The sequence below is a fragment of the Streptomyces dengpaensis genome (assembly GCF_002946835.1).
GTDB classification, from domain to species: Bacteria; Actinomycetota; Actinomycetes; order Streptomycetales; family Streptomycetaceae; genus Streptomyces; species Streptomyces dengpaensis.
In genome coordinates, this window is sequence record NZ_CP026652.1 from 351328 (window position 1) to 377148 (window position 25821).

Here is a 25821-nt window from a genome sequence, read left to right on the forward strand (position 1 = left end):
CCAGGCTGTCGGGCAGCGAGTGAAAGATGACCCGGAGCGGAAGTCCGCGCAGCGTTGCTTCCCGCCGGGCCCACTGGACGACTGCCTGGTGCTGCGTCGAGCGGTCGACGCAGGCGACGATGACTCGTTCCATGACGCTCCCTCTTCCTCTCATGCGGACACATGCTTGCCAGGGCCTCCTGTGGGGGATCTGAGCCTCAGCCGGTCCTGTGCCCCCACTGCGGACCCACCAGGTCCCACTCCCGGCCCCACCCGTCGACGCGCCGCCGGTCGAGCCGCCACCGAGCCACCGCTCCCACGACATGGACGGCGCCGGCGAGGGCGAGCCCGGCGAAGGTGCCCAGGGCGCCCGCCTCGACGGCGGCCTCGGTGGAACTCGGCGGTGCGGTGGTCAGCGTGCCGTGCCGGTCCTGCCAGACCACGACACCGGTTCCGGCCTTGAGCCCGGTGTCGACCAGGGCGCGGCCGGTGCGGGTGGAGCCGTCGGGGGCAGTCCAGCGGACCTTTGCCGGAGTCTTGTCGCCCGAGGACCAGCGGCCGGGTGAGGGCTTCGGCACGTCGCTGAGGAGTACGGCACGGACGGAGGTCCGCTCGACCCGCTGTTGCGGGAACGTCTCGTCGGCGGCGTGCGCCGTCACCAGACCGGCGACCATGCCGCCCGCCGCGACCACCGCCCACACGGCCAGCACGATCCAGGCCTCGACGATGTCGTCCCGGCGTCGTAGCGGGTTGCTCCGCCAGCGCCAGAACCGCTTCCCCACCCGCTTGCCGCCGCTCATGGCTCCGCACCCCCTCCAGTCGTCACACCTTCGAAGGTGGCAGTCGCTGAAGCGCGGTGACATGGGCCGAGGAGGCGACGTCGTAGGGCCGCCCGGCACCGCTTCCCGGCTGGAAGTGGGCCGTTCAGCCCATGGCGACAAGGGAGTTGTCGCCAGCTCGCGTACGCTCCAATGCCCTGGACAGGTCGGAGTGCACCTCGAACACCCCGGCCAGGCCCGCGGCGCGGAGAATCCGCAGGAAGCGCCTGTTGCCGGTGACCAGCCGGAGCCGGCCGTGACGTGCCCGGACCCGGTTCCGCGCCCGGCACAGGACACCCAGTCCGGCGCAGTCGATGAAGGACATGGGACGCAGGTCGAGCACCAGGTCGGGTTGCGGGCCCGAGGCCAGGATGTCGAGGAGTGCTGCCAGCGGTATCGCTGTCACGAGGTCGATCTCGCCGTGCAGCGCGACGATCGTCGTCCCATCGACGGTGCGTACCGCCGGGGACGGTGCGAGCCTCGTGTGGTTCTCGGACATAGCCTGATCAAATCCCCGCCGGTGACCGGGCGGAAGGGCCGATCGGTCCCTGCCTCGTGGGTCCGGTGGGCCCGCCGGAAACCGCATGCGGCAGCCGTACGAACCAGACCCTGTCCGGCTCCTCAAGGGGCCCGACCGGCCCATGCGGTCCGCGCGCGTGCGGGCCAAGCTGGACTTGCGGGGCAAATCCGACGCAGGGCGGCGCCAGGCTCGTATCGGTGCCGGCATCCCGCCGCCGGCCCCGGCCCCGCAGCCCATCGAGTGGGGAGAGAGACGTCATGAAAGGCTTCGTGTTCCACGGCGCCGGACAGTCGGCCTGGGAGGAGGTCCCGGACCCGGCCATCAAGGAGCCCACCGACGCGATCGTGCGCGTCGGGGCCGTCACCATCTGCGGCACGGACCTGCACATCCTCAAGGGCGACGTCCCCGAGGTGCGCCCTGGCACCGTGCTGGGACATGAGGCGGTCGGTGAGATCGTCGATGTCGGCAGTGACGTCCGGACCGTGCGGCCGGGAGACCGGGTCCTGGTCTCCTGCATCAGCGCGTGCGGGCGGTGCTCCTATTGCCGTCAGGGAATGTACGGCCAGTGCCGGGGTGGCGGGGGCTGGATCCTCGGCCACCTGATCGACGGCACTCAGGCCGAGTACGTCCGGGTCCCCTACGCCGACCTGTCCGTGCACCCGTTGCCTGCCGCCATGGACAGCGAAGACGCGGTCCTGCTGGCCGACATCTTCCCCACCTCGTACGAGGTGGGCGTGCTCAACGGGCACGTCCGTCCCGGAGACACCGTCGTCGTGGTCGGCGCGGGCCCCATCGGACTGGCGGCCATCGCCACGGCCCGGCTGTTCACCCCCGAACGGATCGTCGCCGTCGACCTGGCCCCCGCCCGACTGGAGGCCGCCCGGCAGCTGGGCGCCGACGCCGTGGCCGACGCCCGGGAGACGCCCGAACAGCTGGTCGCCGACCTCACCGACGGGCTCGGCGCGGACGTCGTCATCGAGGCGGTCGGCGTGCCGGAGAGCTTCGAACTGTGCACCCGCATGGTCCGGCCCGGCGGCCACGTCGCCAACGTCGGCGTGCACGGCGCCCCCGCGACCCTGCACCTGGAAGACCTGTGGATCAAGAACATCACCATCACCACGGGTCTGGTCGACACCTACTCCACCCCGACCCTGCTGCGAATGGCGGCCGCCGGCCGCCTGCCCACCTCGCAGCTGGTCACCCACACCTTCCCGCTGGACCGCATGGAGGAGGCGTACAACGTCTTCGCCCAGGCTGCCGACACCGGCGCCCTCAAGGTCGTGCTCGGCGGGGAGCAGCACGAGGTCGCCGTACGCGCGGCCTGACGAAGGGACGTGAGGAGCCATGGCTGAACGGACACGGCTGGACGCGGCGGCCGAACGGCCTCTGGGCGATCTGGGACGCCGCATCGCCACGCGACGCGCGCAACTCGGCCTGGCCCGGCGGGAGACGGCCATCCGGGCGGGCATGGCTCCCAGCTACCTGAGGCATCTGGAGGAGCACCCGGGCGCCGCTCCGAACAGGGGAACGCTCCTCAGCCTGGCCGTGGCGCTGGAGACCACGGTGCCGGAGCTCGCCCGCGGCGACGCCGACCTCCCGCCCGGCCTGGAACAGGCGGCCCGCGCCCCCCGAGTTCACCGAACTGGGACAGGACGAGTGCAGATCCCTCCTTGGGACACACGGTGTGGGGAGGATCGCGGTGTCCACCACTTCGGGACCCGTCATCGCTCCTGTCAACTACAGCGTCGTGGATGGCGTGATCGCGTTCCGGACGGCCTCTGGCACGACGCCGTCGCTGGCGTCCGGCCGTTTGGTGGCCTGCGAAGTCGACCGCATCGACGAGGCCTTCAGCCGCGGCTGGAGCGTTGTCGTGCGTGGGCGCGCGCGAACCGTGACGGATCCCGACGAGACACGTCGGCTCGACGAAGGGGCGTACAGCACGCCCTGGGCGGGAGGCCGACGTGAGCTGTGGATGTGTGTCGATCCGCTCGCGGTCACCGGGCGCCGGATCACCGTGTGACGTTCCCTTCCCCCTGCGACTGGTGAGAGAAGCACGACTGATGTACGCCAACGACGGATTCCGTGAACTCGACCGGCGCGAATGCATGCGGCTGCTGACGCAGGTGCCCGTCGGCCGCATCGTCCACACGCGCGAGGCTTTGCCCGCCGTGCTTCCCGTCAATTTCGCCCTGGACGAGGGAGCAGTGGTCGTGCGCACCTCCGCCGCATCAGAACTCGTACGAGCGGTCGACGGTGCGGTGGTCGCCTTCGAGGTCGACGAGGTCGACGCGACAGCGCAATCCGGCTGGAGCGTCGTCGTCACCGGACCCGCCACGGTCGTCGCCGAACCGGCCGAACACGAACGGCTGTTGCGGACCGGCCCGCGCTCCTGGGTGCCGTCGCCGGAGGAGGTCTTCGTTCGGATCGAGCCGGAGCTGGTGACCGGACGCGAAGTCGTCGGCGGACGTACCGTCTACGGCCTGGAACTCACTGCGGCTGACGACCGCGGTCTGTCGTTCTGACCGCTACCGGACAGAAGTCCGCCCGGCGACAGATCTGCGCCGGGCGGACGATGAGGCGAAGTACGCAAGCTCAGGAGAACAGCTCCGGTTCACGTCGGCCGAGGCGGGCGCGCACCGCTTCCACGGCCTCCCACTGCTCGGGCTCCAACAACGCCAGGGCGGCGGGGAAGACGCCGTCCTGCTCCTTGAGGATGTGCTCCCGCAGCAGGTCGAGGGTCGTGATCAGCCGATCCGGCCAGCTCAGGTCGGCGAGGAAGGGGCCGCTCGCCTCGGCCAGGACGGCGTCGATACGGCGGTGCTCGTCCCGCAGCGCGGCGATCTTCTCTGGGAACTCCCCGGCCGGCGCCGGGAACAGTCCGTGTTCTTCCACCTGGGTGTGCGGCCCCAGCACGGAGGCGATCTCGCGGGCGAGTTCCGCCATCAGGGCGATCTCACCGTCCTGCCGGGCGTCCCGTACGCGGCTGATGAGTGTCACGGCCTTCTCGTGCTCCTGGGTCAACTCGTCGATGGTCTCCAGTGCCTGGCACCCGCAGTACTCACACATGACACGTTCCCCTCTCAGTGCTGTTGCGCGAGCCGACGCCGGGCCACGGCGTGGCGCACACCGGTCTGCGTGAAGGTGAGGGCCCCGGCGGCGACCGCCGAGAGCAGGACCAGGCCGAGGGCGTACGAGCCGTACGTGCCGTATAGCGAGCCCATCAGCAGCGGCGGGACGAAGCCGCCCAGGCCGCCCGCGGCGCCGACGATACCGGTGACCGAACCGACCTTGTTCGCCGGCGCCAGCAGGGCAACCAGGGCGAACACGGCACCGCTGGCCGCCCCGAGCGCGGCACCCAACGACAGGAACGCGAGGGTGCCGACCGGTGCCAGCGCCGGAGTGAAGGACTGGGCGATGGCTCCGGCGAACACCACGCCCAGCGATCCGGCCAGCACCTTCACCGGCCCGACGCGGTCCGACAGCCAGCCGCCGACCGGCCGCATCGCCACAGCCAGCAGCACGAACCCGGCCATACGGTTGGCGGCGTCGGCTTGGGTGAGCCCGTAGCCGGTCTTGAGGTAGGTCGGCAGGTAGACGGAGAAGGCCACGTAGCCGCCGAACGCGACCGCCCGGCGGGAGACGTGTTCCTCGATCACGACACTGCTCAAGCGTCGAACGGGGCCCACCGGGCCGGGCAGGTGCTGTCCGTCCCCACCGCAAGGCCGAACGGCCCCAGTACGTCGTCGGTGGGGTGCACGCCGATGCCCGTTCCCCACTCGTTCACGGCGAGGGCGGCCAGCGGACCACCGGACGCCGGACCCAATTCCGTACCGTCACGCGCGGCGGGCCGGTACCGTGACCCATGACCGGAACGGCTGGTGTCCGCCCGCCCACGGGACCGAGGAGACGCAGGTGGGAAGCCCCGACGAGCCCCGGGAGGCCCGCGTACGGCTGCCGCAGCTGAGGCTGGACGAGCTGCTGGAGGAACTCCAGGCCCGTCTGGACACGGCCCGTGGCACCCGCGACCGGGTGCACAGTCTGCTGGAGGCAGTGCTCTCGGTCGGCCGAGAGCTGGACCTGGAGCAGGCGCTGCACAGCATCGTCGAAGCCGCCGCAGTACTGGTCGACGCCGAATACGCGGCCCTCGGAGTGATCGGGCCGGACGGCAAGCGGCTGTCCGCCTTCCACACGGTCGGGGTCACCAAGGAGCAGATCGCCCGGATCGGCCCGTTCCCGGGGGGGCACGGCATCCTCGGCGAGCTGATCAACCGTCCCGAGCCGCTGCGCCTGACGAAGATCTCCGAGCACCCCGCCTCGTACGGCTTCCCGCCCAACCACCCGCCGATGAACACCTTCCTCGGCGTCCCCATCCGAGTGCGCGACCAGGTCTTCGGCAACCTGTACCTCACCGAGAAGCGCGGCGGAGCGCAGTTCGACGAGGAGGACGAGTCGGTCCTCTCCACCCTGGCGGTGGCGGCCGGCGTCGCGATCGACAACGCCCGCCTGTACGAAGAGTCCCGGCTGCGCGAGCGGTGGCTGCGGGCGAACGCGGAGATCACTCAAAGTCTGATGTCAGGCAGCCTTCGCGCCGAGGTCCTCGGCCTGATCGCCGAGCGAGCCCGGGAAATCACCGGCGCCGCCCTGGCCATGGTCGCGATGCCGATGGAGGACACCGACTCGCTCAGCGTGGAACTCGCCATCGGGCCCGAGGCGGAGTCACTGCGCGGACTGGTGCTGCCCGTCGACGGCAGCCTGATCGGCGAGGCCTTCTCGACGGTCGCCCCCGTCACCAGCCCGGACGTCTCCCATGACGAACGAGTCCCGGCCGGTCCCCCGAGCTTCACCGGACTCGGTCCCGGCGTCGCCGTTCCCGTAGGCACGGGGGAGGGCGGCGTACGCGGCGTCGTCCTGCTGATCCGAGGGGCGAGGCAGACGGTGTTCACCGGCAAGGAGATCGAACCGCTGCAGGGCTTCGCCGCGCAGGCGGCCGTCGCCATGGAGCTCGCGGAACGGCGTGCGGACGCCGAAGAGGTCGCGGTGCTCAAGGACCGCGACCGCATCGCCCGCGACCTGCACGACCTGGCGATCCAGCGGCTGTTCGCCACGGGCATGACCTTGCAGAGCGCGGGCCGGTTCATCGAGCACCCCGAGGCCTCCGAGCGCGTGGTGCGCGCGGTGGACGACTTGGACGAGACCATCAGGATTATCAGGTCGACGATCTTCGGACTGCGAGTGCGTGACGGCGGTGCCGGGACGGGACTGCGCGCGCGAGTCGTGCGGGCGGTCGGCGAGGCCGCCCCGGTGCTCGGCTTCGCCCCCAGCGTCCGGATGGAGGGCCTGGTGGACACGGACGTGCCCCAGGACGTCGCCGACCAGGTCATCGCCGTACTCTCCGAGGCCCTCACCAACATCGCCCGACACGCCCAAGCCTCCCGCGCCGACGTCGTCCTCACGGCCGACTCCCCGCAGGTCCGCCTCACGGTCACGGACAACGGCGTCGGCATCGCCCCCGACGGCCGCCGCAGCGGGTTGCACAATATGGCGGAGCGGGCCGAACAGCTCGGTGGCGCGCTGGAGCTGAGCAGTCCTCATGAAGGGGGCACCACGATGGTGTGGTGGGTGCCGGTGCCTGCCGAGTAGAGACCCGCGTGGGGCGGGGTGCCTCCGGCCGGAAGTGCGGCGCTTGCCGTCGGCGGCTTGGGCCCCGCTCAGCAGGGGAGCGGACGTCCGGACAGGGTCCGCAGGTCGGGGGGCTCCGGTCGGCGACCTGTTCCACTTCAATGCCCCGAGGTGCGAGATGCTCTTGGGCTGTTTGGAACTTCCCGGCATTCCCTGTACACGTTGCCAACTTGATACCCGCCAGCGTGTAGCTGGCCGAGCAGCTGGGCCCGGCCGGTGGGTATGGGCAGTGAACGGCACAGCCGCATGCCCGCCCGGCCGGCCGTGAGCGCGATGGATCGCCACATCATCTTTACGCCGGGCCCGGCACGGGCATAACGCCTGGTCAGGCCCTCCACCTGCTCGACGAGCGTACGGCGTTCGCAGCCGGGAACGTCGCAGAAGAAGCGCCGGACCTCCAGCTTCACCACCAGCCGGCGCCCGCCGACGGGACACTCGGCCAGCCGTCGCCCGACTCGTCCGGCCTGACGTGCTCATCCTCGAGAAGCGGACGCCAGGGAGTCCGGCGTGGCCTGGGCGACTGACGGCCGACGCGTCAGCGGCCGTCGTGGCTTGTTCGCGGATGTGCCGGACGGTGCCGGTTCAGAGCCATCCGCGGCGTGCGGCCTGCCAGGCGAGTTGCATACGGGTCGTCGCGCCGGCGTGCTCCATCATGCTCTGGATACGGCGCTGGACGGTCCGCCGGCTCAGCCCCATCTGCGAGGCGATCGCTTTGTCGGCGACTCCCGCCACCAGCAGGGACAGCAGCTTGTGGTCGGTGGGGGAAAGGGAGTTGGCGCCGCCGACGCCGTCGGTGCCCGAGACCGCGCCGGCGTCGTCGACGTGCAGGGGGACGGCGTCCTCCCAGTAGCGCTCGAACAGGGCGATCAGGGCGGCGAGCAGGTTGCTGTCCCTGACCAACGCGGTGGTGGGCTCTTCCGGGCTGCCATGGGGTCCGCCGGCCACGAGAGGGAAGATGGCGACGGAACGGTCCGCGATCGCCAGGCGCAGCGGCAAGTGCGGTACGGCGCGGGCGACCTCGCCGGCCCGTACGCCCGCGACGACGTTGTCCACGGCACCTTCGTCGTCGAAGAACGTCTTCTCGTACAGCACCCGGTACCGAACGCCCCGGCTCAGTGCCTGGAACTCCTCGGTGTTGCTGCCGGACGGCATGGCCACGTACTGGGCCTTGCAGAACCAGAGCATCTCGTCCTGCGCGCCGGTCTGGATCTGCCGGAGGTGCTGACGCAGGGCTTCGGCCCCGGTGATGACCTCCAGCAACTGGCCGGCGTCGTGCCGGCGCATCGTGTCCCGGTAGGACTCGACCAGACGGGTGGCCTCGACCCGGGCAAGGTCCAGTGCGTCGGCGCTGCGCTTCAGTCGGGGCAGCAGCGCCACGTCCGGGGGAGCCGCCCGGTACACCCGGGGGGTCGCGTCCGTATGGCTGGCGAGGCCCTTGGACGTCAGTGACGTCAGGATCCGCTCGGCCTCCAGCTCCGTCAGGCCGGCCCGCTGGACGAGGTCCGCCGTCGTAGCGCGGCCGGACGTCACGAGCAGCCCGTAGACGGACTCCTCCTCGGGAGTGACTCCCGCGGGCTCCAGCACCACGAATGTCTCTCCTCGGCCCCTGGGATTCAATGATTGAACTCGCTGGTTGAATACCGTACTACATCAGAGGGAGGAGAGCTCGGCGACGGCGGGGTCCGCCTCGGCTCCGGGTCGGTGCGCGTTCCGGCGGAAGCGACGGCGGAGGTCCCGGTGACCGTCGACCCGGCCCGTGCCGGGAGGGGCAAATTCTACGGCTATGTGACGGCCGCTTCGGCGGACGGGAAGAGGCCTTGGCGATCCGCCCGGCCAGGTCGGGATGGGTCTGGTCGACGCCGGTGTCCAGGACGGCGACCTTCACCCCGTCGCCCCGGTAACCGGCCTGCCACACATCCGGGGCACCGATCTGTGCCGTGCTGCGGTCGAGGGACGCGCCCACCCGGCCGTCCAGCCACACCCGCGGGATGGCGGCGACCTCGGCCACCTTCAACTGCCCGCCGGCGGGGACCAGTTCCTTCCAGAACCGGCCAAGGTCGGTGTCGGACACGCGCATCGCCCGTGCGTCAATGCTGTCGAGCCTGCGGACGGGGGACTCCCGCCGCCAGAGCGGTGAGGTCGTTGATGGCGGCTGCCGCCACGCCGTCCGCCCGCCCTACGATGAGCGGCAGCGCGTCGGTGTGGGCCTCGTCGTACTTCTGCGCGACGAGCGCCGTCACGTCGAACAACTGCCGGTCGAGGCGGCCGGATGCGACCAGGGTGCCGGCGTGGGACGCAAGCACCGTCAGATGCCCGTCCAGCTCCTGGGTCCGGAAGAGGACGCCCCGTCGTCCCGCGCCAGGGGTGACGGAGGCGATCTGCCGGCCGTCCGAGGCCCTGGTGACCGTCACGCTGTCACCGGTGATCCGTCGCACCGTCGCCATGCCGTTGGCCGACGTGCTCGCAACGGCGCCCTCACGCGGGCCACTTGCGCCCGCGGACACGGACGCCGCCGCCCCCGCAACCAGCGCCAAGCCTGTCGATACCGCCGCCACCAGGCGGATCCGTCTCATCAGTCCTGCGCCTTCCCTCGGCCCGCAGTGTGGTGTTCATGCGCTGGAAGGAATCAGCTGGCAGCGGATGAGGTGTCACTCGATTCCGGTGGCACAGGTGGGACATGTCGCAACGGTGACACCGCTCGGTGCCAGACGACCGGGAGGCGTCCACGGCGACCGCGGGCCGGCTCTGGCCGGGAAGCTGGGAGCCGTGCAACCGAGCGCCCCGCTCTGCCCACCGCCGCTGCGAGGAGCATCGGCCGCCGCCACCGTGGCCAGGCTGATGCGGATCCGTACCGGAACAACCCGGTGCGCATGCCGCGGGCGGGGCCGCAGACCGCGGCCCCGCCCGGTTCGTACTCCGTCGGTGACGTCAGCGCAGGCCGAAGGCCCGGGTGATCGTCTGGGAGACGGCGTTGTCGGCGCTGTCCCGGCCGGTGACCCGGAGGCTGACGAAGCCGGCGGACTTCGGGGCCTCGAGGCTCGTCCGCCATCCGTCACCGGCGCGGTCCAGGTCGGCCCGCTGCCAGGTCGCCCCGTCGTCGTACGAGATCTCGACGGAGAGCTTCCCGATGGCGGCGGTCGTTCCGGGCAGGTGCGATGCGGTCACCGTGAGCTTGGCGCGCCGGTCCGCCCGGCCCGCCTTGTCGGTGTCCACGCCGTAGTCGAGCTGGATCAGCGGCAGGGACTCTACCGACTCGACCCCGGTGGCCGCGGAGGTGAAGTTCCACTCGGTCAGCGTGTGCGTCGAGTACGGGTGAGCCCAGGCGCCCCGGTCGTTGTCGACCACCAGCCGGTAGGGCAGCCGCTCCGCGGCGAGCCGGGGAACCGGCAGGAACTCGGCGTTGCCCCAGTTGAGTTGGCGGTCACCCTGGTAGAGCGACATCCAGTTCTTGACGTCGAAGTTGCCGCGGGCATCCCCGACATGGCCGGCGCCGGAGTCGCCCCAGCCGGGCGCGGGGATGTACACGGTGTCGAGGTAGCGCACCGGTTGGGAGCTCGTCGGGCCCATTCGGGGTCGCTGGATCGGTCCGAACCAGTCGGCCTTGCCGGCCCTACCGGCCGGGTAGCGCAGGTTATTGATCGAGTGCTGCCCGGTCTCCGTGGGAATGAAGGCGCTTTCGTACCAAGCGGCGTCGGAGGTGACCCAGTCGGTCCGCTCTCCCTGGGCGGGAACGGTGAGCTGGTTTCCGGCGGTCCAGCCCTGCCACACGTCGTAACGGAACTCGTTCGCCTTGCCGGGCCGGTGGTTGCGGAACGAGACGTCCACCCGGCCCAGGTCGCGCGGCTCCACCCGCCAGGTCGGGTCCGCCGGGACGGCGCCGGTCCAGTGGTGCACGACGTCGTAGAGATAGTCGGTGGTGGGATGCGAGGTGACCTTCAGCTCGACGGAGCCCCGCTGGAGCGCGTCGATCAGGTCGTCGCCCTGGTCGGTGTTGAGTGTCGCGACCGTCAGCGGGGCCGGGCTCTCCGGGCTCCAGGGGTTCTCGTCCCAGGGCCGCAGCCGGCCGATGCCGTCGTGGGCGACCAGGAGCATCTGCGCGCCCGCCGCCGCGGCGGCCTCCGCCTGCTCCTTGATCGTGACGGAGTCGCTGCGCCGCACTACCACGGCCTTGCCGCGTACGCCCTTGCGGGCGAGTGTCTCGGCCGCACCCTCCTCAGCGAAGACCGCCCCCAGGGTCCGGGTGCCGGCCGGCAGCGGCTTGGCCGCACGCTTGACCAGCGGGTCGTCGAAGGTCTCCGACTTCGTGCCCACGGTCAGCGCCGGCTGCTCGAGGCGGAAGCGGGCGCCGAACTCGAACTTGCCGTCGGTGACCTTCTCTCCGGTCGGCAGCGCCCAGATACTGTCGTAGGTCTCGTTGGGCATCGTGGAGGACTCGACCAGGCTGTCGGTGAACGACCGGTGGATGTCCAGTCGCGGAGCGACGGCGGTGGTCTGCCTCGGCGCGTGGGCGAGGATCTGACGGGCCTTCCGGCCGTCCAGGGTGACGGTACGGTCCTGGTCCAGCTTGACGTCGTTGAAGGCGAGCATCGCCATGCCCAGCGAGTGCGGCCCGTTGGCCCCCCGCACATCGGCGATGAGCCATCCGCTGTAGCTGCCGACCGGCAGCCGTGCGGTGCCGGTGCCGGACGCGTCGAGATCCACCACCGTGAACAGGCGGTGAGCGGTGAGGACGACCCTGCCGGACAGCGGCTTGCCCGCCCGGTCCTTCGCGACGATGGTCAGGTTCTGCCGCTGCCCCTCCTTCGCCGCGCCGATCAGGGTCCTGGCCCGGACCTTTCCGGCGCTGTCCTTACCGGTGATCATGCCGCTGATCTGCTGGTCCGTGGGCAGTCGGTCCAGGACCGCGGTCAGGAGGACCGAGGTGGTGCCGTGGGCGGGAACGGTGACCTTGTCCTCGGAGAGGGTGAACAGCCCCGCCGGGGCGGCCGCGTCGATCGCCAGGTCGAGGCTGACCGGGGCGTCGCCGGTGTTGGTGTACGTCACCTTCCGGACGTCGGTCTCACCCGGCTCGTGTGGCCAGGCGCTGAAGCCGGAGAAGGCGCTGACGGTCGCGAAGACCGAGGTGTTCACCGCCGCCAGGGCGTCGAGCCGCCCACCGCCGGCCTGGTACGGGGTGTACGACGGGGTGGCCTTGGCGCTGCTGACCAGTGCTTCCTTCAGCTGCGCGCCGGTCCAGTCGGGGTGGACGGAGGCCAGCAGCGCGGCGGCGCCGGCGACGTGCGGTGTCGCCATCGACGTACCGCTCATCGTGGTGTAGTAGCCCGAGCCTCGGCGGTAGTGGGAGCGGGCCGCGAGGATGTCGACGCCGGGTGCGGTGATTTCGGGCTTCAGCCCGAAATCACCGACACGCGGGCCCGTGCTGGAGAAGTCGGCGAGCTGGTCCGCGGAGTCGACGGCGCCGACGGTCAGCGCGGAGTCCGCGGCACCGGGGCTGCTGATGGAGTTCGGACCTCCGTTGCCCGCCGCGATGACGAACAGCGCGCCGGTCTCGAGGCTGAGCCGGTCGACCGCCTGGCTCATCGGGTCGGTGGCGTCACCGCCTCCGCCCAGGCTCATGCTGATGATCTTGGCCTGCTGGTCCCGGGCGGCCCATTCCATGCCCGCGATGATCCAGGACTCCTGGCCCGAGCCGTTCTGGTCGAGCACCTTGCCGATCTCCAGCCGGGCGCCTGGGGCGACACCGCGCTCCTGGCCGTCGGAGGCACTGCCGGTGCCGGCGACCGTCGAGGCGACGTGGGTGCCGTGACCGTGGTAGTCGGCGACATCCGGCTCGTGCGGGACGAAGCTGGCGCTGTCGTCGATCTGCTCGGCCAGGTCGGGGTGCTCGGTGTCCACACCGGTGTCGAGCACCGCCACCTTCACACCCTTGCCGGTGTTCCCCCTTGCCCAGACCTGCTGCGCACCGATCTGTGCGGTCGAATCGGCGAGGCCGGCCCTCACCTTGCCGTCGAGCCAGACCTTGGCGATGCCACCCGCGAAGGCCGGCTTCGCCGACCGGGACGCCGCGCCGGAACCGCCGGTGAGCGCTGACCAGAACGCCGGAGCCTGCTTGCGGTTCTGCGCGAGGGCCGCGCCCTGAATGCTGCCCAGCCGGCGCACGACGGTTGAGCCGGCCACCTTCGGCTGGGTGCGGGACCTGGCGGCGGCGTCGGTGTAGCTCACGACGAGCGGGAGCCGGGAGGTGTGCGCGTCGTCGTATCCGTCGGCGACCAGCCGGGTCACGTTGAACAGCTGCTTGTCCAGCTTTCCGGCGCTGACGTACGGCAGGACGGAGTCGGGATAGACGTACATCGAGCCGTCGATGACGGCCCGGTGGAAGCCTGTGGTGGTTCCGTTCGCGCCTTCGAAGGACCGGACGACGGTGCCGTCGGCGGCGGTGCCGATCGTGACCTTGTCACCGGTGATCAGGGTGACGGTGTGCGTGCCGCCGTTGCCGGGGGACCACTGTGCGGCTTTGGCGGACACGGGGGTGGCCGGGCTCGCGGACACCACGGCGGTGGCTGGTACGACCCCGAGTGCCAGGGCCGCGACCGCGCCGAGCGCGATCAACCTGGGTCTGGGAAGGGGCATTTCGGGCAAGGAGGGCCTCCAGGCGAACCAGGAACGGGAGTTGACCTGGATCATGGAGGCGCCCTCGGCCTCCGGCAATGGATTCCCCCTGGCGCGGCTGCGTCATGGCACAACTGCGCTACCGCCGGGCCGGAAACGGGCCGGGGCGAGCGAGGCGCGGCCGATCCGGTTGAGGCCGAAGACCAGCAGGACCAGCCCGGCCGTGGCGACGACCTCGCCCAGCCACAGGTGACCGTCGGACCGGTCGTGGGCGGAGAACTTCACCAGCGGCCTCGCGAACATCGCGTCGGCCAGGATCGCCCCGCCGATCGCCCCCGGCGCGAGCTGCGCTCCATCCTCGACTGGCTGGACTTCGCCGGCATCGAAGCCGACGAGCTGACCGTGCACGACCTCGACGACGTGTTCTTCGCCCTGACCCGCTCCACCGTGCCGAGCCAGCCCAGCCAGCCCAAGGAGGCTGTCCGATGAGCTCCCTCTCCCTCGCCGTGCGCGACTATGCTGCGCCACAACCTCCTGCACGCCCGCCGCTACCGTCCCTGACACTGAATCAGCTGCTCACCCCGGTCATGCTGCTGCTTTTCGTCTACCTCTTCGGCGACGTGATGAGCGCCGGCATCGGCAGCGGGGGGCGGACCGGTCCGAGTACATCGCGTATCTCGTCCCCGGCCTCCTGCTGATGACCATCGGCGGCACCACGATCGGGACCGCGGTGTCCGTTGCCCGTGCAGGCCGGTGCCGTACGACGAGAACGGGCCGGGAGGGGCGTCCAGCAGGGCCAGGCCCGGTAGTCCTAGCTCGGACACCAGGGAGCAAGTAAACCGCTGTTGACTTGCTCCTCGGGCTGAAGCCCGAGGATTCTGGCCTTCCCGCCCGAACCCTGTGCCGCTACGCGGCACAGGGTTCGGGCGGGAATCCGTGGCTTCCTGTTTCTTCGCGCTGTGCCGGGACGAGTCCTGGTCTTACCGGCGCTCCGCAGGCTGTCACCGCCCGTCCGGCGGCCGTTTTGACGTTCTTCGCGGCATTGTGGTCCCGGTCGTGGACGGTGCCGCAGGCGGTGCAGGTCCATTCCCGGACGTTCAGGGGCTTGGGGCCGTCTTTGATACCGCAGGCCGAGCAGGTCTGGGAGGTCGGCTCGAACCGGCCGATCTTGACCAGGGTCCGCCCGTACCGGGCCGCCTTGTACTCCAGCATGTTCACGAACGCCGACCATCCGGCGTCATGGACACTCCTGGCCAGCCTGGTGCGCGCGAGTCCTTGGACCGCCAGGTCCTCCACGCCGATCGCTTGGTTGTCGCGGATCAGCTGAGTGGAGAGCTGGTGGTGAAACTCGCGGCGGGCATCGGCCACCTTCGCGTGGGCGCGGGCGACCTTCAGACGGGCCTTGGCCCGGTTCTTCGATCCCTTCTGCTTGCGGGACAGCTCCCGCTGGGCCTTCTTCAGTTTCTTCTCCGCCCGGCGCAGAAACCGAGGAGAGTCGATCTTCGTCCCGTCGGAGAGGACGGCGAAGTGGGTCAGGCCCAGGTCGATGCCGACCGTCTGGTCGGTGCCGGGCATCCGGGCGGCGTCCGCGCCCGGGTCGGTGTCAACGACGAACGAGGCGAAATACCGTCCGGCCGCGTCCTTGACCACGGTGACCGAGGAGGGCCGCGCGGGCAAGGTCCTCGACCACTTCACCTTCACCGCGCCGATCTTCGGGAGGTTCAGCCTCCCGGAACCAGTGATCGACCAGCGGGCATTGGCCGTGAACCGGATCGACTGACGGCTGTCCTTGCGGGACTTGAAGCGGGGCGCACCGGTCTTCGCGCCCTTACGCTCGCCCTTGAGGGAGGCGAAGAAGTTCTTGTAGGCGGCCTCCGCGTCGCGCAGGGACTGCTGGAGCACCACCGAGGAGACCTCGCCCAGCCAGGCCCGTGAAGCGGTCTGCTTCGCGGCGGTGATCAGCTTCTTGGACAACTCGCCGGCCGTCGGGAATGGCTCGCCCGCCCCGCGGGCGTCCTCGCGAGCACGCACGGCATCGTTGAACACGACGCGGGCGCACCCGAACGCCCTGGCCAGCGCGAGGCGTTGGCCAGGTTCCGGGTACAGCCTGAAGGCGTACCGAAGCTGCATGCGGTGATCGTACGAACGAGCGCCGCCCGCTACCAGAGGGAACGTATGAACGGTCGGTACTCCCTTGAAACCAGGCAGGACAGAGCGGGCCGAACGAGGGAGGCGTTGCCCGGCCTCTCCGGATCGGACCCCGTGACGCTCCGCGCCGGCCGTGGTGGCGCCTGCGCTCTCATGCTCCGCAGGACAGCATCCGTGACGCTCCGCGCCACAGTCACAGATTCGCTTCACCACCGGCCTGAAGGCCGATGCACTGCGAATGAATCCCGGTAGCGGTTGCCGACGGCGTGGTGTGTCCGGTCTCCCAAGAGGTATTTGGCCTATGCCGCTGCTGAACTCCCAAACAATGCAGACGTGTTGGCCGCCCCACCGCGTCTCTGCGGTATGTGCATAGTGGCATCGCGCGAGAGCGTCGACCAGGCCTGTGCGGGGACGGCCGATGCGCTTCTTGCCCGGCAGCATCCTTCCCTCGGTCTCGCGGCGCTTGGCGGCGGCGATGCCATCGGCGTGACGTTCGGCGCACAGCTCGTTCTCGTACTCGGCGGCCGCTGCAAGGACGGCGAACATGAACCGGCCTTCACATGCACCACATGGCACCGGGTGGTGCCGCTTGGTGCCATCCGGTGCCGCCCGGCGTCACTCCACGTCCCCAAAAGGCGCTGTGGCAGGGCTGCTCCGGCCCGCGCTGCACCCCGCAATCGGGAACGCCTTACGGTGGGCGCCCCGGCCGTCCCTGGTTCGGCCCCCATGCCACGGTCCAGGCCGCGGTGGTCGAGTGGATCAAGAGCGGCACCTTCAACGGCGCCGCGAACGGCCGCTTCACCGTCAACGAAAGCGGCGTGGCGAACCCCTCCCCGTGACGAGCAGCATCGGACGCTGCATTCGCACTACCGCATCCGACATCACCCGCCAGACCGCGGGTGGCGTCAAGACCAGTCAGCGACGTGCGAGCACGGTCAGAGGTGCCCTCATAGTCCCGTCGGAACGACTCCCGGCCTCGGGCTCTGGCACTTCTTGTGGAGCGGTGACGCTCGGTCAGAAGCTGCGGGGCCCCGCATGTCGATCGCTGTTGGTGTCAGGCGTTCGGCCGCAGTAGCCCCCGCCGTGGCCTGCGAGGCCACGGCGGGGGCAACAGGTGATGAGCCCGGTGGTTCGTCAGATGTCGTACAGGCTGGCGGTAACTGACCCCTCGTCGGTGGAGATGGTGTAGCTGCCAGGGCCCTCGACCGGCACGCAGCCAGGCGGCGAGGACGTCGTCGTCGTTGATGCCGGTGTCGTCCTCGCCCACGAAGGCGCACACCTCGGTGACGGGGTGGTCGACGAACCTCATCTCGTAGGGGGCGGCGTCCGGGTAGCGCGGGAGGGTGGGGGTGTTGATGTCGACGTCCGGGTGTTCCCACAGTGCGGTCTGCTGGCCCCAGGGCGCCTGCAGGCAGACCCTTCCGTAGGGCTCGGGCAGGTCGTTGTTGTCGCTCTCCTTGGGGTTGGAGAAGTCGATCGAGTACACGACGGGTCCAGGTGCCGCCGCCTGTGCAGAGGTGGCAGCCCTGCCGAGCAGCAGCAGTGCTGTCGAGGCAACAGCCGCCAGACGGCCCACGGAATTGAAACGCATTCCCCTCCCCTTTCGCTTTTAGTAGTCATGCGACTACGCAGAGGGGCGATAGGGGAACGATGACGCCCGCTCGTCGGGAGCGATGCTGAAACCACTCAGGGGACTGACGCTGGTGCTCACCTCGCATGCCGTGCGCGTCGCCTGGCCCATCGCGGTCGCACAGCTTCGAGTTCGGGGCAGTTGGCCGGTCTGCAGTGATCGCTGGTCGGGCCGCGGAGGGCTCCGTTCTCAATACCGGGGCGCTAGCGGGAGGTGCGCCGCCCCGGATCGCCCCGAGGGCGGCACGCCGTCATCCTGGAACGTAGGGGGTCTCCCGCGGCCGGAAGGAGCTTCCGATGAAGGCCGTACGAACCCACGATCGTGATGCGGCTGCAGACAGCCTGGTTGTGGAGGAGGCACCATACCCGTACGCGGGCGAGGGCGACGTGATCGTAAAGGTGCACGCTGCCTCCTTCACCCCGGATGAGCTGAGCTGGCCGGCCACCTGGGTCGACCGTGGCGGCAGGGACCGAGCGCCCGTCATTCCGGGACACGAGGTGTCCGGTGAGGTCGCCGAGGTCGCGGTCGGCACCACCGGGCTGTCGGCCGGTCAGCGTGTCATCGGGCTGACCGACTGGAACCGGGACGGCACTCTCGCGGAGTATGTGGCGGTGGAGGCGCGCAATCTGGCTCCGCTGCCTGCGGGAATCGACCACGTGCAGGCGGCGGCTCTGCCGATGCCGGGCCTCACCGCCTGGCAGGGCCTCTTCATACACGGAAGGCTGGAGGCTGGGCAGAGCGTGCTCGTGCACGGTGCGGGAGGAGGCGTGGGAATGGCCGCGACGCAGCTTGCCCGCGAAGCCGGGGCGCGCGTGATCGGGACGGGGCGCGCGGGGAGCCGGGACCGGGTGCTGGAGCTCGGCGCAGAGGTTTTCGTCGACCTCGAACAGCCGGGGTGGGAGGAAGCGGTAGGCCGCGTCGACCTCGTCTTCGATGCCCTCGGCGGGGAGGTACTCGATCGCTCGGCCGCCGTGGTCGGGCCCGGCGGCACGCTGGTGAGCATCGTCCAACCCCCGAACGTGCGGCCCGAGGACGGTCGGGCCATGTATTTCATCGTCGAACCCAACCGTGGTCACCTCCTGGAGATCATCAGCAGGCATCGGGAGGGCTGGCTGCGCCCGGTGGTGGGTGCCGTCCATCCTCTGGACCGTGCGCCGGAGGCGTTCCGCGCGAAGAAGGGAACAGTCGGCAAGACCGTCATCCACGTTGTGTGAGCGCCACACAGCCGGATCAGTGTCCTTGCCGCCAGGAGTACGTACTGGCTTCGCTGCGTGTGTCGTCGTGGCCAGTCTCGCTCGGCTCGTCTGCCCCGGCGCTCGCGGACGTTCTCGACGCGTTCGCTCTGGGTGTGGGGCCCAGAGGGCTCAGCCCAGGTAGAAGTCCTTGCGAGCGGCAACGAACGCCTCGATTGTTTGGGCAGGTACGCCCGTGACGCGCTCGACGTCGTCGGTCGCGCGGTCGTAGCGGTTCTCGCGGTGCAGTCGGGCCATGGTGGCGATGTGCTCTTCGGTGTGTGGCGGCAGGCCCACCTTGGCGAGGACCTCGGCCCGCCACTGGTCCAGCGGCACGTCTACGTAGGACACCGGACGCCCCAACGCCCGTGAGAACTCCTCGGCCATCTCGGTCATGTCGACCGTGCGCGGCCCGGTGAGCTCGTAGACGTGTCCGATGTGCGGGGCCGGGTCGCGGAGCACGGTGGCGACCACTCGGGCGACGTCGTCCACGGCGACGGGCGAGGTGCGCCCGGTGCCGAAGGGCAGCGCGATCGTGCCGTTCTCCCGGATCGACCGTGCCGGCAGCGTGGTGAACAGCGGGTTGTCCAGGAACGATGTCGGCCGGATGTGGACCACCGGCAGGCCCGACCAGTTCAGTACCTGCTCCCCCAGCCAGTGCAGCCGCTGCTGATGCGACTCCGCGGTGCTGGTGGCGGTCATCTGGGACACCGTCATCTGGGACATGTCCACCAGGGCGTCCAGGTTCCCGTGCTCGCGCGCCACGCTGGCCGCCACGGTTGTTGCCAGCAGATGGTCAGGCGATACGGGCATCGCGAAGTACATCCTCCCGACACCCTCCAGCGCTGCCGCGACGCTCTCGGGCCGGGTCAGATCCCCGAGGACGACCTCCGCTCCGAGCCCACGCAGCTGAGCCGCACGTTCGTCGTCGCGGCGGACCATCGCGCGCACGGGCACGTCCTGCGCGCGCAGTTGGTCGAGGACCGTGCGGCCCACGCCACCGGCATTGGCGATGAGAACTAGGTTGCTGGCAACCATCGGTCGCTCTCCTTGTGAGGAGCTGAGTGGGGTCTGATGCCACGTGCGGGGGGGTGTGCAAGGTTTTCGGGAGGTGCGGCCGAGTGCGGCAGGTGCCGAGCGGTTGTGAGGGCCTCTTCCAGCCTAGATAGGACGGCGGGATCCCGCTTGAGGGACGCTGTCTGATGGGGTGGGGCGCGCTGAAGGCCGACGCAGCAGGCGACGAAGGCCGGGTGGCCTTCACTGGCGGTCGGCGGGCGGCTTGGTTGGGCTTGGCAGATATCTCGGCCGCCGCGGTGGGCGTCTGCTCACGCTCAGAAGCGGATCCGATGGGGATCTTCGGGCCAAGGCGATAGGAGCGGGGGTGGCAAGGTGTCCCCCTTGAACCCCTGACCCACCGCTTGTCACCGGCGCAGAGGGGCACCTTTGACGTTTACGAGCATGTACTCTTATTGTCATCTCGTGAGGCCCTGGAGGATGCCATGAACCGTGCGCCGACGAACCGCGGCGACTCGTGCAACAACCTGGCCCTGCGCAAGGCCGCCCGGTACCTCGGCGCGACCTACGACAAGGCCCTGGCCCCGGTCGGTCTTCGTGCGACGCAGTTCAGCATCCTGCAGGTGCTGAGTGTGCACGGAGAAATGACGATCACCAGTCTCGCCGACATGATCGCCATGGACCGCACGACGATGGCCTCGAACCTCAAGCCGCTGGCGCGCGAGGGCCTGGTGACCGTCGAGCCATCGGCGGCCGATCGCCGCGCACGGGTTGTCACCATCACGCCGGAGGGTCTCTCCCGGATGAAGACGGCGCTACCGCGGTGGAAAGCCGTGCAGGCCCGGTTCGAGGACAGCTTCGGCGCCGGAGAGGCAGCCCAACTGCGCGTATCCCTGGAAGCCGTCCTCCACACCGGCTTCGAGCCCTGGGCCGAGTAGGGCACGACTCCCAGAGCGCCACGCTGAGTGCGTGCTCTGTCCGGGAATTGCCGACCCCCACCTCCCGCCGCCACGCCCCACCGGCTCGACGGCGCGATGGGGCCACTGCATGCCGTGTGCCAGTACCGCTCACCGCGCCGACCGCCCGGCCATGACTGGGGCGAGCGCATTTGCCTCACCCCGAATACGAGCATATACTCCTATGTGCCGTCAGGTACGCCGCGCAGCGCACGGTGCAGCGATGTCCGCGTGCCGCGCTTCGACCCAGGCGGCACTTGCCCGCGCGCGGCTCGCGGGCTGACGTAACCCAGGGTGGGTCGGCTCCGCCGACCGTGACCACCTCATGAACCGGTGACGCACAGGGTGCGAGATTCACCGATACCAAGAAAGAAGAACCCCCCACATGGATCTGAAGCTCGAACTCATCGTCCTTCCCGTCTCCGACGTCGATCGGGCCAAGGCCTTCTACGAGAAGCTGGGCTTCCGCCTGGACGTGGACAAGGCCGCCAGTGAGGACTGGCGCGCGGTGCACTTCACCCCGCCCGGCTCCGAGTGCTCGATCATCTTCGGCAAGGGGCTCACCTCCGCCGCCCCCGGCTCGGCCCAGGGCTTGTACCTCATCGTCACCGACATCGAGCAGGCCCACGCGGAGCTCACCGGTCGCGGCATCGAGGTCAGCGAGGTCTTCCACAACGCCGGAGCAGCCATCTTCCAAGGCCACGAGGCCGGAGACGTCACCCACAAGCTCCAGGGCCAGGAACGCCTCGCCGGCCCGCACCCCGAGCGCGCCTCCTACAGCTCCCTTCTCACCTTCAGCGACCCGGACGGCAACGGCTGGGTGCTCCAGGAGGTCACGCAGCGGGCCCCCGGCCGCTGACCCCACGCCAGTCACCCAGAGATGCGACGGCCGTCACCAGCCGGCATGGCGGCCGGCCCCTTTTCAGCCCTGAGGGCAGCACCGGCGCAGGACCGCTGGGCGGAGGTGTACTCCACGCCCAGCGGTCCGGCTGAATGGACCGCCTCGGCCGCGCGTGGCCGTGCGGATCTCCCCGGCGAAGTACCAGCGCACCGTTGGCCAGAGCCGTGCGCCAACATGGCCGAGAGGCGAGCAGGCCCGGCTGGCCTCCCGTGAAGGCGCCGCAGCAGCCCCACAGAGTTACAGGAGCAGTGATGAATGAAGCAGTGAGGAACGAGGCACCCCGCACCTACGACGTGATCGTCATCGGCGCGGGCCCGGTCGGCGAGAACGTCGCCGACCGGGCCCGCGCCGCAGGGCTCAGCACCGCGATCGTGGAGCGCGAACTGCTGGGCGGCGAGTGCTCGTACTGGGCCTGCGACCCGAGCAAGGCGCTGCTGCGGCCGGTGTTGGCACGCGCTGACGCCCGCCGCGTGCCTGGGCTGCGCCAGGCGGTGGACGGGCCGCTGGACGTCGACGCGGTCCTCGCGCACCGCGACAAGATCGCCTCCTACTGGAAGGACGACAGCCAGGTCGACTGGCTGGAGTCGGTCTCCGTCGATCTGATACGCGGCCACGGGCGGCTCGACGGTCCCAAGCAGGTGGCGGTGCAGACCCCGGAGGGCGACACCGTCCATCTGACCGCGCGACACGCCGTCGCCCTCTGCACCGGCACGAGCACGGCCCTGCCCGACATACCCGGGCTCGGCACCGTACGCCCCTGGACCAACCGCGAGGCAACCAGCGCAGGGCGGGTACCCGGCCGGCTGGCCGTGGTCGGCGGCGGTGTGGTGGCCGTCGAGATGGCCACCGCCTGGCAGGCCCTCGGCTCCCAAGTGACCATGCTGGTCCGCGGGGACGGACTGCTTGAGAGGATGGAGCCGTTCGCCGGCGAGCTGGTCGCTGAGGCGCTGCGCGAAGCCGGCGTCGACATCCGGTTGAAAACCTCCGTAGCCTCCCTGGCGCGCGCAGGCGGCGCGGGCGGCGAGGTGCGGATCGCGCTGGCGGACGGCGGGGCGCTGGCCGCGGACGAGATCCTGTTCGCCACCGGCCGAGCCCCGCGCACCGCGGACGTCGGCCTGGAGAACGTCGGCCTCACTCCCGGGGACTGGCTGGCCGTGGACGACACCTGCCGGGTGACCGACGTCGCCGGCGGCTGGCTCTACGCCGTCGGCGATGTCAGCCACCGTGCCCTGCTGACCCATCAGGGCAAGTACCAGGCCCGGATCGCCGGTGCCGCCATAGGAGCCCGCGCCAAGGGAGAGCCGGTCGACGACGCCAGGTGGGGCGCGCACGTCGCGACCGCCGACCACGCGGCCGTACCGCAGGTCGTCTTCACCGACCCGGAGGTCGCGTCCGTCGGCCTGACCACGCGCGAGGCAGAGCGGACCGGGCGCCGGATCGAGGTGGTGGACTACGACCTCGCACGGGTCGCGGGTGCTCACCTGTACGCCGACGGCTATCGCGGTCAGGCCCGCATGCTCATCGACACCGACCGCGGCACCGTGGCCGGGGTCACCTTCGTCGGCTCCGGCGTCGGGGAACTGCTGCACTCGGCCACCATCGCGGTCACGGGAGAGGTGCCGGTGGAAAGGCTCTGGCACGCCGTGCCGGCGTTCCCGACGATCAGCGAAGTCTGGCTCAGGCTGCTGGAGACCTACCGGGACCAGCAGCAGCCAAGCCGGTCGTAGCGAGCTGGCACATCGCCGAACTCGGCCACGTTGGGCACACCGCTGCCAGGCGTGCCTCCCGAACCGGGGCTGACAGGTGCGCCGCAGCGGATGAGCCGGTGTAATCCAGCCCGCTTCCTGGCTCCTTCACGGACCTTGTTCAGGCCGGCGACGGACGCCGACGCCCCTGATCGGTCCCGGCAGCACTACGAACATCTGGTCGTCGTCGACGGCAGGTCGCCCGCGGGTCCACCGCGGCGAAGAATGCGCAGAGACCCGTTGCGGTGAGGAGGAGCGACGCGTTACTGCTCAGATCTGTAGTCGGCGGGGTTTCCATGACGGGTTCTCTCGACGAAGGCTGCCTCGTCCTGGACGACGCGGTTGGCTTCCTCGAACACGCTGAGGACCTGTTCAGCGGGGATGACGGCAGCGCCGGACGCGTCCGCGAACACGTAATCACCCGGGTGGACGGTCACGCCGGACACCACGACCGGCCGGTTGGCCTCGAACGGCGTTACCACATCACCCCCCCATTTGGTCGTCTCCCCCCAGCAGTAGGCGGCGAAGTCGTAACTCGCGATTTGGGGGAAGTCCCGGAGACGACCGTCTGCCAGGATGCCCGCAAGACCGTGTACTGCCACTAGCGAGAGCTTTGCTCCGCCGCCGAGTGATACGTCGGTATGTCCGTTGCTGGCCAGGACCAGCACCCGCCCCTGTGCGCCATCTCCGATGGCGTCATCGAACAGCCGGATGAAATTGAATTGCTCGGCTGGGAGTGTTTCCTCGCATGAAGGGAGATACGAGATCGTCACCGCGGGGCCCAGGAGAACGCGGTCCGGAGTTGGGCTCACCAGGTCGTTGATGTGACACCTGTGGCGGTGTATCCGTCCCATGGCATCGACGACGTCGGGGGTACGTACTTGCGAGGCCAGATCTCGCACGCGGTCGTTCTTGTCTGCCATGGGGCCTCCCGAGCCGACGTGCTGCCTTGTCGTAGGCAGCGGGAACGAAACCAGAGCATTGTGGACAATCGGCGCCATGACGGTAACGCCACGGGCCCTCCGCTCGGTTGCCACATGAGGTGCCTTGCTTCACGGTACCCATAAGCCCCCGAGAATTCCTGAGCACGGGCCGCGGCGTGAATCTCGCAGGAGGTACACGGTCAGCCCCGAGGAAACGGCTCCATCACCCCGCCCCCGCGCGCCGGGCAGCCGCCTGCCGAGATGCTGTGCTGCGCGATGTCCTTAAGAATGGAAACCGCGTACTTCGAAGAATGGGGGCACCGCATGCCCATCGTTTCGCGCGGATTCCACGGCCGAGCACGGGATACACAGCACAGACTGCCTCCTGGGCAGTACGAGACCACCGACTTCCCCGTTCTGTCCGCAGGCCCCACCCCCGCGGTGAACCTTGACGAGTGGGAGTTCACCATCCGCACAGAGGCGGGGGCACGGCACAGCTGGAACTGGGCACAGTTCACGTCGTTGCCCAGCCAGACACCGACCGTTGACCTCCACTGTGTCACCAAGTGGTCGAAGTTCGACACGGAGTGGCAGGGAGTGTCCTTGGACCTCCTTCTGGAGGACGTGGAGACCAGTGCCGACTACGCGCTCGTTCACTCTTACGGCGATTACACCACCAACCTGCCCCTGGAGGACCTTCTCGACGGGCAGGCATGGATCGCGTACCGCTACGACGGCGAGGAACTCGCACCAGAGCACGGCGGCCCCGCCAGGCTGCTGATTCCGCACCTGTACTTGTGGAAGTCCGCCAAGTGGGTGCACGGAATCCAGCTGCTCGACGAGGACGAACGGGGCTTCTGGGAGAGCGTCGGCTACCACAATTATGGGGACCCATGGCGCGAGCAGCGGTATCAAGGCGACTAGGCGACCGGCTGAGCTGGAAGACGGCCCGCCTGGCCGATCGGCGCATCGAGTCCGACGTTGCGCGCACCCTCGTCTTCGAGGTGCCCGGCTGGCCGGGGCATCTGGCGGGGCAGCATGCCGATGTCCGGCTCACGGCGGAGGACGGCTACAGCACACAGCGCAGTTACTCACTGGCGTCGGCACCCGATGGCGAGAGCGTCGAGCTGACCGTCCAGCGTGTCAGTGACGGCGAGGTCTCCCCGTACCTGACGGACGAACTCGCCGTGGGCGACGTGGTGGAATTGCGCGGACCGGTCGGTGGCTGGTTTGTGTGGCGGCCCGAGCAGAAGGAACCGATTCTGCTTGTCGCCGGCGGCTCCGGCCTGGTGCCACTGATGGCGATGATCCGCATGCGCCGCGCGGTCGGCAGCCGTACGCCCTTCCGGTTGGTGTACAGCGTCCGCAGCCCTGAGTACCAGCTCTTCGTATCCGAGTTGAGACGGGACGACCCGGGCCTCGACAAGACGTACCTCTACACCCGCTCCAGCCCACCGCAGTGGCCGCGGCCCCCCGGGCAGATCACCGCTTCGGACCTGTCAAGCGCCGGATGGCCACCGGACTTCGAACCCACTTGCTACGTCTGCGGTTCCACCGGCTTCGTCGAAAAGGCCGCCGGCCTGCTGGTGGCCCTCGGCCACCACCCTGGCCGTATCCGCACCGAGCGTTTTGGGCCCAGCGGATGAGGAGACGCCGGCTGTCGGGGT

At 69.8% G+C, this 25821-nt stretch carries 21 protein-coding genes and 5 pseudogenes; 12 read left to right on the forward strand and 14 right to left on the reverse strand.

Annotated elements, in window-relative coordinates; all coding sequences use genetic code 11:
- Positions 1-197 precede the first annotated feature (197 nt).
- Positions 198-779: an Rv1733c family protein gene (locus C4B68_RS01620; RefSeq protein WP_099505859.1), complete on the reverse strand. Its 582-nt coding sequence runs from the start codon at positions 777-779 to the stop codon at positions 198-200.
- A gap of 124 nt (positions 780-903) precedes the next feature.
- Entirely contained in the window at positions 904-1296 is a 393-nt protein-coding gene (locus tag C4B68_RS01625; protein WP_099505860.1) for an STAS domain-containing protein, read from the reverse strand.
- Positions 1297-1574: 278 nt separating this feature from the next.
- Between C4B68_RS01625 and C4B68_RS01630 the strand changes: the two genes are divergently transcribed.
- The 3 genes and pseudogenes from C4B68_RS01630 (at position 1575) to C4B68_RS01640 (ending at position 3839) form a co-directional block, all read left to right on the forward strand.
- On the forward strand, positions 1575-2642 hold the full coding sequence (locus C4B68_RS01630; RefSeq protein ID WP_099505861.1) for a zinc-dependent alcohol dehydrogenase family protein: 1068 nt from the start codon (positions 1575-1577) through the stop codon (positions 2640-2642).
- A 19-nt stretch (positions 2643-2661) separates the two neighbouring features.
- A pseudogene (locus C4B68_RS01635) lies at positions 2662-3337 on the forward strand (helix-turn-helix domain-containing protein).
- Between the two features lie 40 nt (positions 3338-3377).
- Positions 3378-3839, forward strand: coding sequence for a pyridoxamine 5'-phosphate oxidase family protein (locus C4B68_RS01640; RefSeq protein WP_099505862.1), 462 nt, complete (start codon positions 3378-3380; stop codon positions 3837-3839).
- Between the two features lie 70 nt (positions 3840-3909).
- Here the strand turns inward: C4B68_RS01640 and C4B68_RS01645 are convergent, their stop codons facing one another.
- The 3 genes and pseudogenes from C4B68_RS01645 to C4B68_RS41625 all read right to left on the reverse strand — a co-directional run bounded on the left by C4B68_RS01645 (position 3910) and on the right by C4B68_RS41625 (position 5140).
- A complete protein-coding gene (locus tag C4B68_RS01645; RefSeq protein ID WP_099505863.1) occupies positions 3910-4383 on the reverse strand; it encodes a hemerythrin domain-containing protein in 474 nt (157 codons plus the stop codon).
- A 14-nt stretch (positions 4384-4397) separates the two neighbouring features.
- Positions 4398-4946: pseudogene (locus tag C4B68_RS01650) on the reverse strand (MFS transporter); the annotation flags it as partial.
- Between the two features lie 35 nt (positions 4947-4981).
- The gene (locus C4B68_RS41625; protein ID WP_167458980.1) at positions 4982-5140 is read right to left on the reverse strand and encodes a hypothetical protein; all 159 of its coding nucleotides are present in this window, start codon (positions 5138-5140) and stop codon (positions 4982-4984) included.
- An 89-nt stretch (positions 5141-5229) separates the two neighbouring features.
- On the opposite strand from C4B68_RS41625, the gene C4B68_RS01655 reads away from it, so the two are divergent.
- Positions 5230-6957: a sensor histidine kinase gene (locus C4B68_RS01655; RefSeq protein ID WP_099505864.1), complete on the forward strand. Its 1728-nt coding sequence runs from the start codon at positions 5230-5232 to the stop codon at positions 6955-6957.
- 621 nt (positions 6958-7578) lie between these two features.
- Here C4B68_RS01655 and C4B68_RS01665 read toward each other — a convergent pair.
- The 5 genes and pseudogenes from C4B68_RS01665 to C4B68_RS01680 all read right to left on the reverse strand — a co-directional run.
- Complete coding sequence (locus tag C4B68_RS01665; protein WP_099505865.1) at positions 7579-8583, reverse strand: helix-turn-helix transcriptional regulator; 1005 nt, start codon at positions 8581-8583, stop codon at positions 7579-7581.
- A 58-nt stretch (positions 8584-8641) separates the two neighbouring features.
- Positions 8642-9073, reverse strand: coding sequence for a S8 family serine peptidase (locus tag C4B68_RS44290; RefSeq protein ID WP_180289378.1), 432 nt, complete (start codon positions 9071-9073; stop codon positions 8642-8644).
- 10 nt (positions 9074-9083) lie between these two features.
- On the reverse strand, positions 9084-9569 hold the full coding sequence (locus tag C4B68_RS42820; RefSeq protein WP_180289379.1) for a hypothetical protein: 486 nt from the start codon (positions 9567-9569) through the stop codon (positions 9084-9086).
- Between the two features lie 355 nt (positions 9570-9924).
- Positions 9925-13626: a S8 family peptidase gene (locus C4B68_RS01675; RefSeq protein WP_099505869.1), complete on the reverse strand. Its 3702-nt coding sequence runs from the start codon at positions 13624-13626 to the stop codon at positions 9925-9927.
- 141 nt (positions 13627-13767) lie between these two features.
- Positions 13768-13941, reverse strand: a pseudogene (locus tag C4B68_RS01680) (antitoxin); the annotation flags it as partial.
- Between C4B68_RS01680 and C4B68_RS01685 the strand changes: the two are divergent.
- Together C4B68_RS01685 and C4B68_RS01690 are read left to right on the forward strand one after the other, a co-directional pair.
- A pseudogene (locus C4B68_RS01685) lies at positions 13927-14094 on the forward strand (ABC transporter); the annotation flags it as partial. The pseudogenes C4B68_RS01680 and C4B68_RS01685 sit on opposite strands and share 15 nt — an antisense overlap.
- Positions 14091-14347: pseudogene (locus tag C4B68_RS01690) on the forward strand (ABC transporter permease); the annotation flags it as partial. The pseudogenes C4B68_RS01685 and C4B68_RS01690, both read left to right, overlap by 4 nt.
- A gap of 164 nt (positions 14348-14511) precedes the next feature.
- Here C4B68_RS01690 and C4B68_RS01695 read toward each other — a convergent pair.
- Together C4B68_RS01695 and C4B68_RS01700 are read right to left on the reverse strand one after the other, a co-directional pair.
- Positions 14512-15735, reverse strand: coding sequence for an RNA-guided endonuclease InsQ/TnpB family protein (locus C4B68_RS01695; RefSeq protein ID WP_104879940.1), 1224 nt, complete (start codon positions 15733-15735; stop codon positions 14512-14514).
- A 1072-nt stretch (positions 15736-16807) separates the two neighbouring features.
- On the reverse strand, positions 16808-17344 hold the full coding sequence (locus tag C4B68_RS01700; protein WP_143674510.1) for a hypothetical protein: 537 nt from the start codon (positions 17342-17344) through the stop codon (positions 16808-16810).
- 335 nt (positions 17345-17679) lie between these two features.
- Here C4B68_RS01700 and C4B68_RS01705 point away from each other — a divergent pair, with 335 nt between their 5' ends.
- Positions 17680-18597: an NADP-dependent oxidoreductase gene (locus C4B68_RS01705; protein ID WP_099506119.1), complete on the forward strand. Its 918-nt coding sequence runs from the start codon at positions 17680-17682 to the stop codon at positions 18595-18597.
- Between the two features lie 150 nt (positions 18598-18747).
- Here C4B68_RS01705 and C4B68_RS01710 read toward each other — a convergent pair whose 3' ends face one another.
- On the reverse strand, positions 18748-19653 hold the full coding sequence (locus C4B68_RS01710; RefSeq protein WP_099506118.1) for an NmrA family NAD(P)-binding protein: 906 nt from the start codon (positions 19651-19653) through the stop codon (positions 18748-18750).
- 461 nt (positions 19654-20114) lie between these two features.
- On the opposite strand from C4B68_RS01710, the gene C4B68_RS01715 reads away from it, so the two are divergent.
- The 3 genes from C4B68_RS01715 (at position 20115) to C4B68_RS01725 (ending at position 23213) form a co-directional block, all read left to right on the forward strand.
- Positions 20115-20567 carry a MarR family winged helix-turn-helix transcriptional regulator gene (locus C4B68_RS01715; protein ID WP_099506117.1) on the forward strand — a complete coding sequence of 151 codons (453 nt, stop codon included), beginning with the start codon at positions 20115-20117 and terminating at the stop codon, positions 20565-20567.
- 403 nt (positions 20568-20970) lie between these two features.
- Complete coding sequence (locus C4B68_RS01720; RefSeq protein WP_099506116.1) at positions 20971-21444, forward strand: VOC family protein; 474 nt, start codon at positions 20971-20973, stop codon at positions 21442-21444.
- Positions 21445-21737: 293 nt separating this feature from the next.
- Positions 21738-23213, forward strand: coding sequence for a dihydrolipoyl dehydrogenase family protein (locus C4B68_RS01725; RefSeq protein WP_099506115.1), 1476 nt, complete (start codon positions 21738-21740; stop codon positions 23211-23213).
- A 281-nt stretch (positions 23214-23494) separates the two neighbouring features.
- Here the strand turns inward: C4B68_RS01725 and C4B68_RS01730 are convergent, their stop codons facing one another.
- Positions 23495-24154: an RraA family protein gene (locus tag C4B68_RS01730; RefSeq protein ID WP_099506114.1), complete on the reverse strand. Its 660-nt coding sequence runs from the start codon at positions 24152-24154 to the stop codon at positions 23495-23497.
- Positions 24155-24478: 324 nt separating this feature from the next.
- Between C4B68_RS01730 and C4B68_RS01735 the strand changes: the two genes are divergently transcribed.
- Together C4B68_RS01735 and C4B68_RS01740 are read left to right on the forward strand one after the other, a co-directional pair.
- A complete protein-coding gene (locus C4B68_RS01735; protein WP_099506124.1) occupies positions 24479-25078 on the forward strand; it encodes a sulfite oxidase-like oxidoreductase in 600 nt (199 codons plus the stop codon).
- On the forward strand, positions 25048-25800 hold the full coding sequence (locus C4B68_RS01740; protein WP_099506113.1) for a ferredoxin reductase: 753 nt from the start codon (positions 25048-25050) through the stop codon (positions 25798-25800). The genes C4B68_RS01735 and C4B68_RS01740 overlap by 31 nt, the downstream gene beginning before the upstream one ends.
- Positions 25801-25821 lie beyond the last annotated feature (21 nt).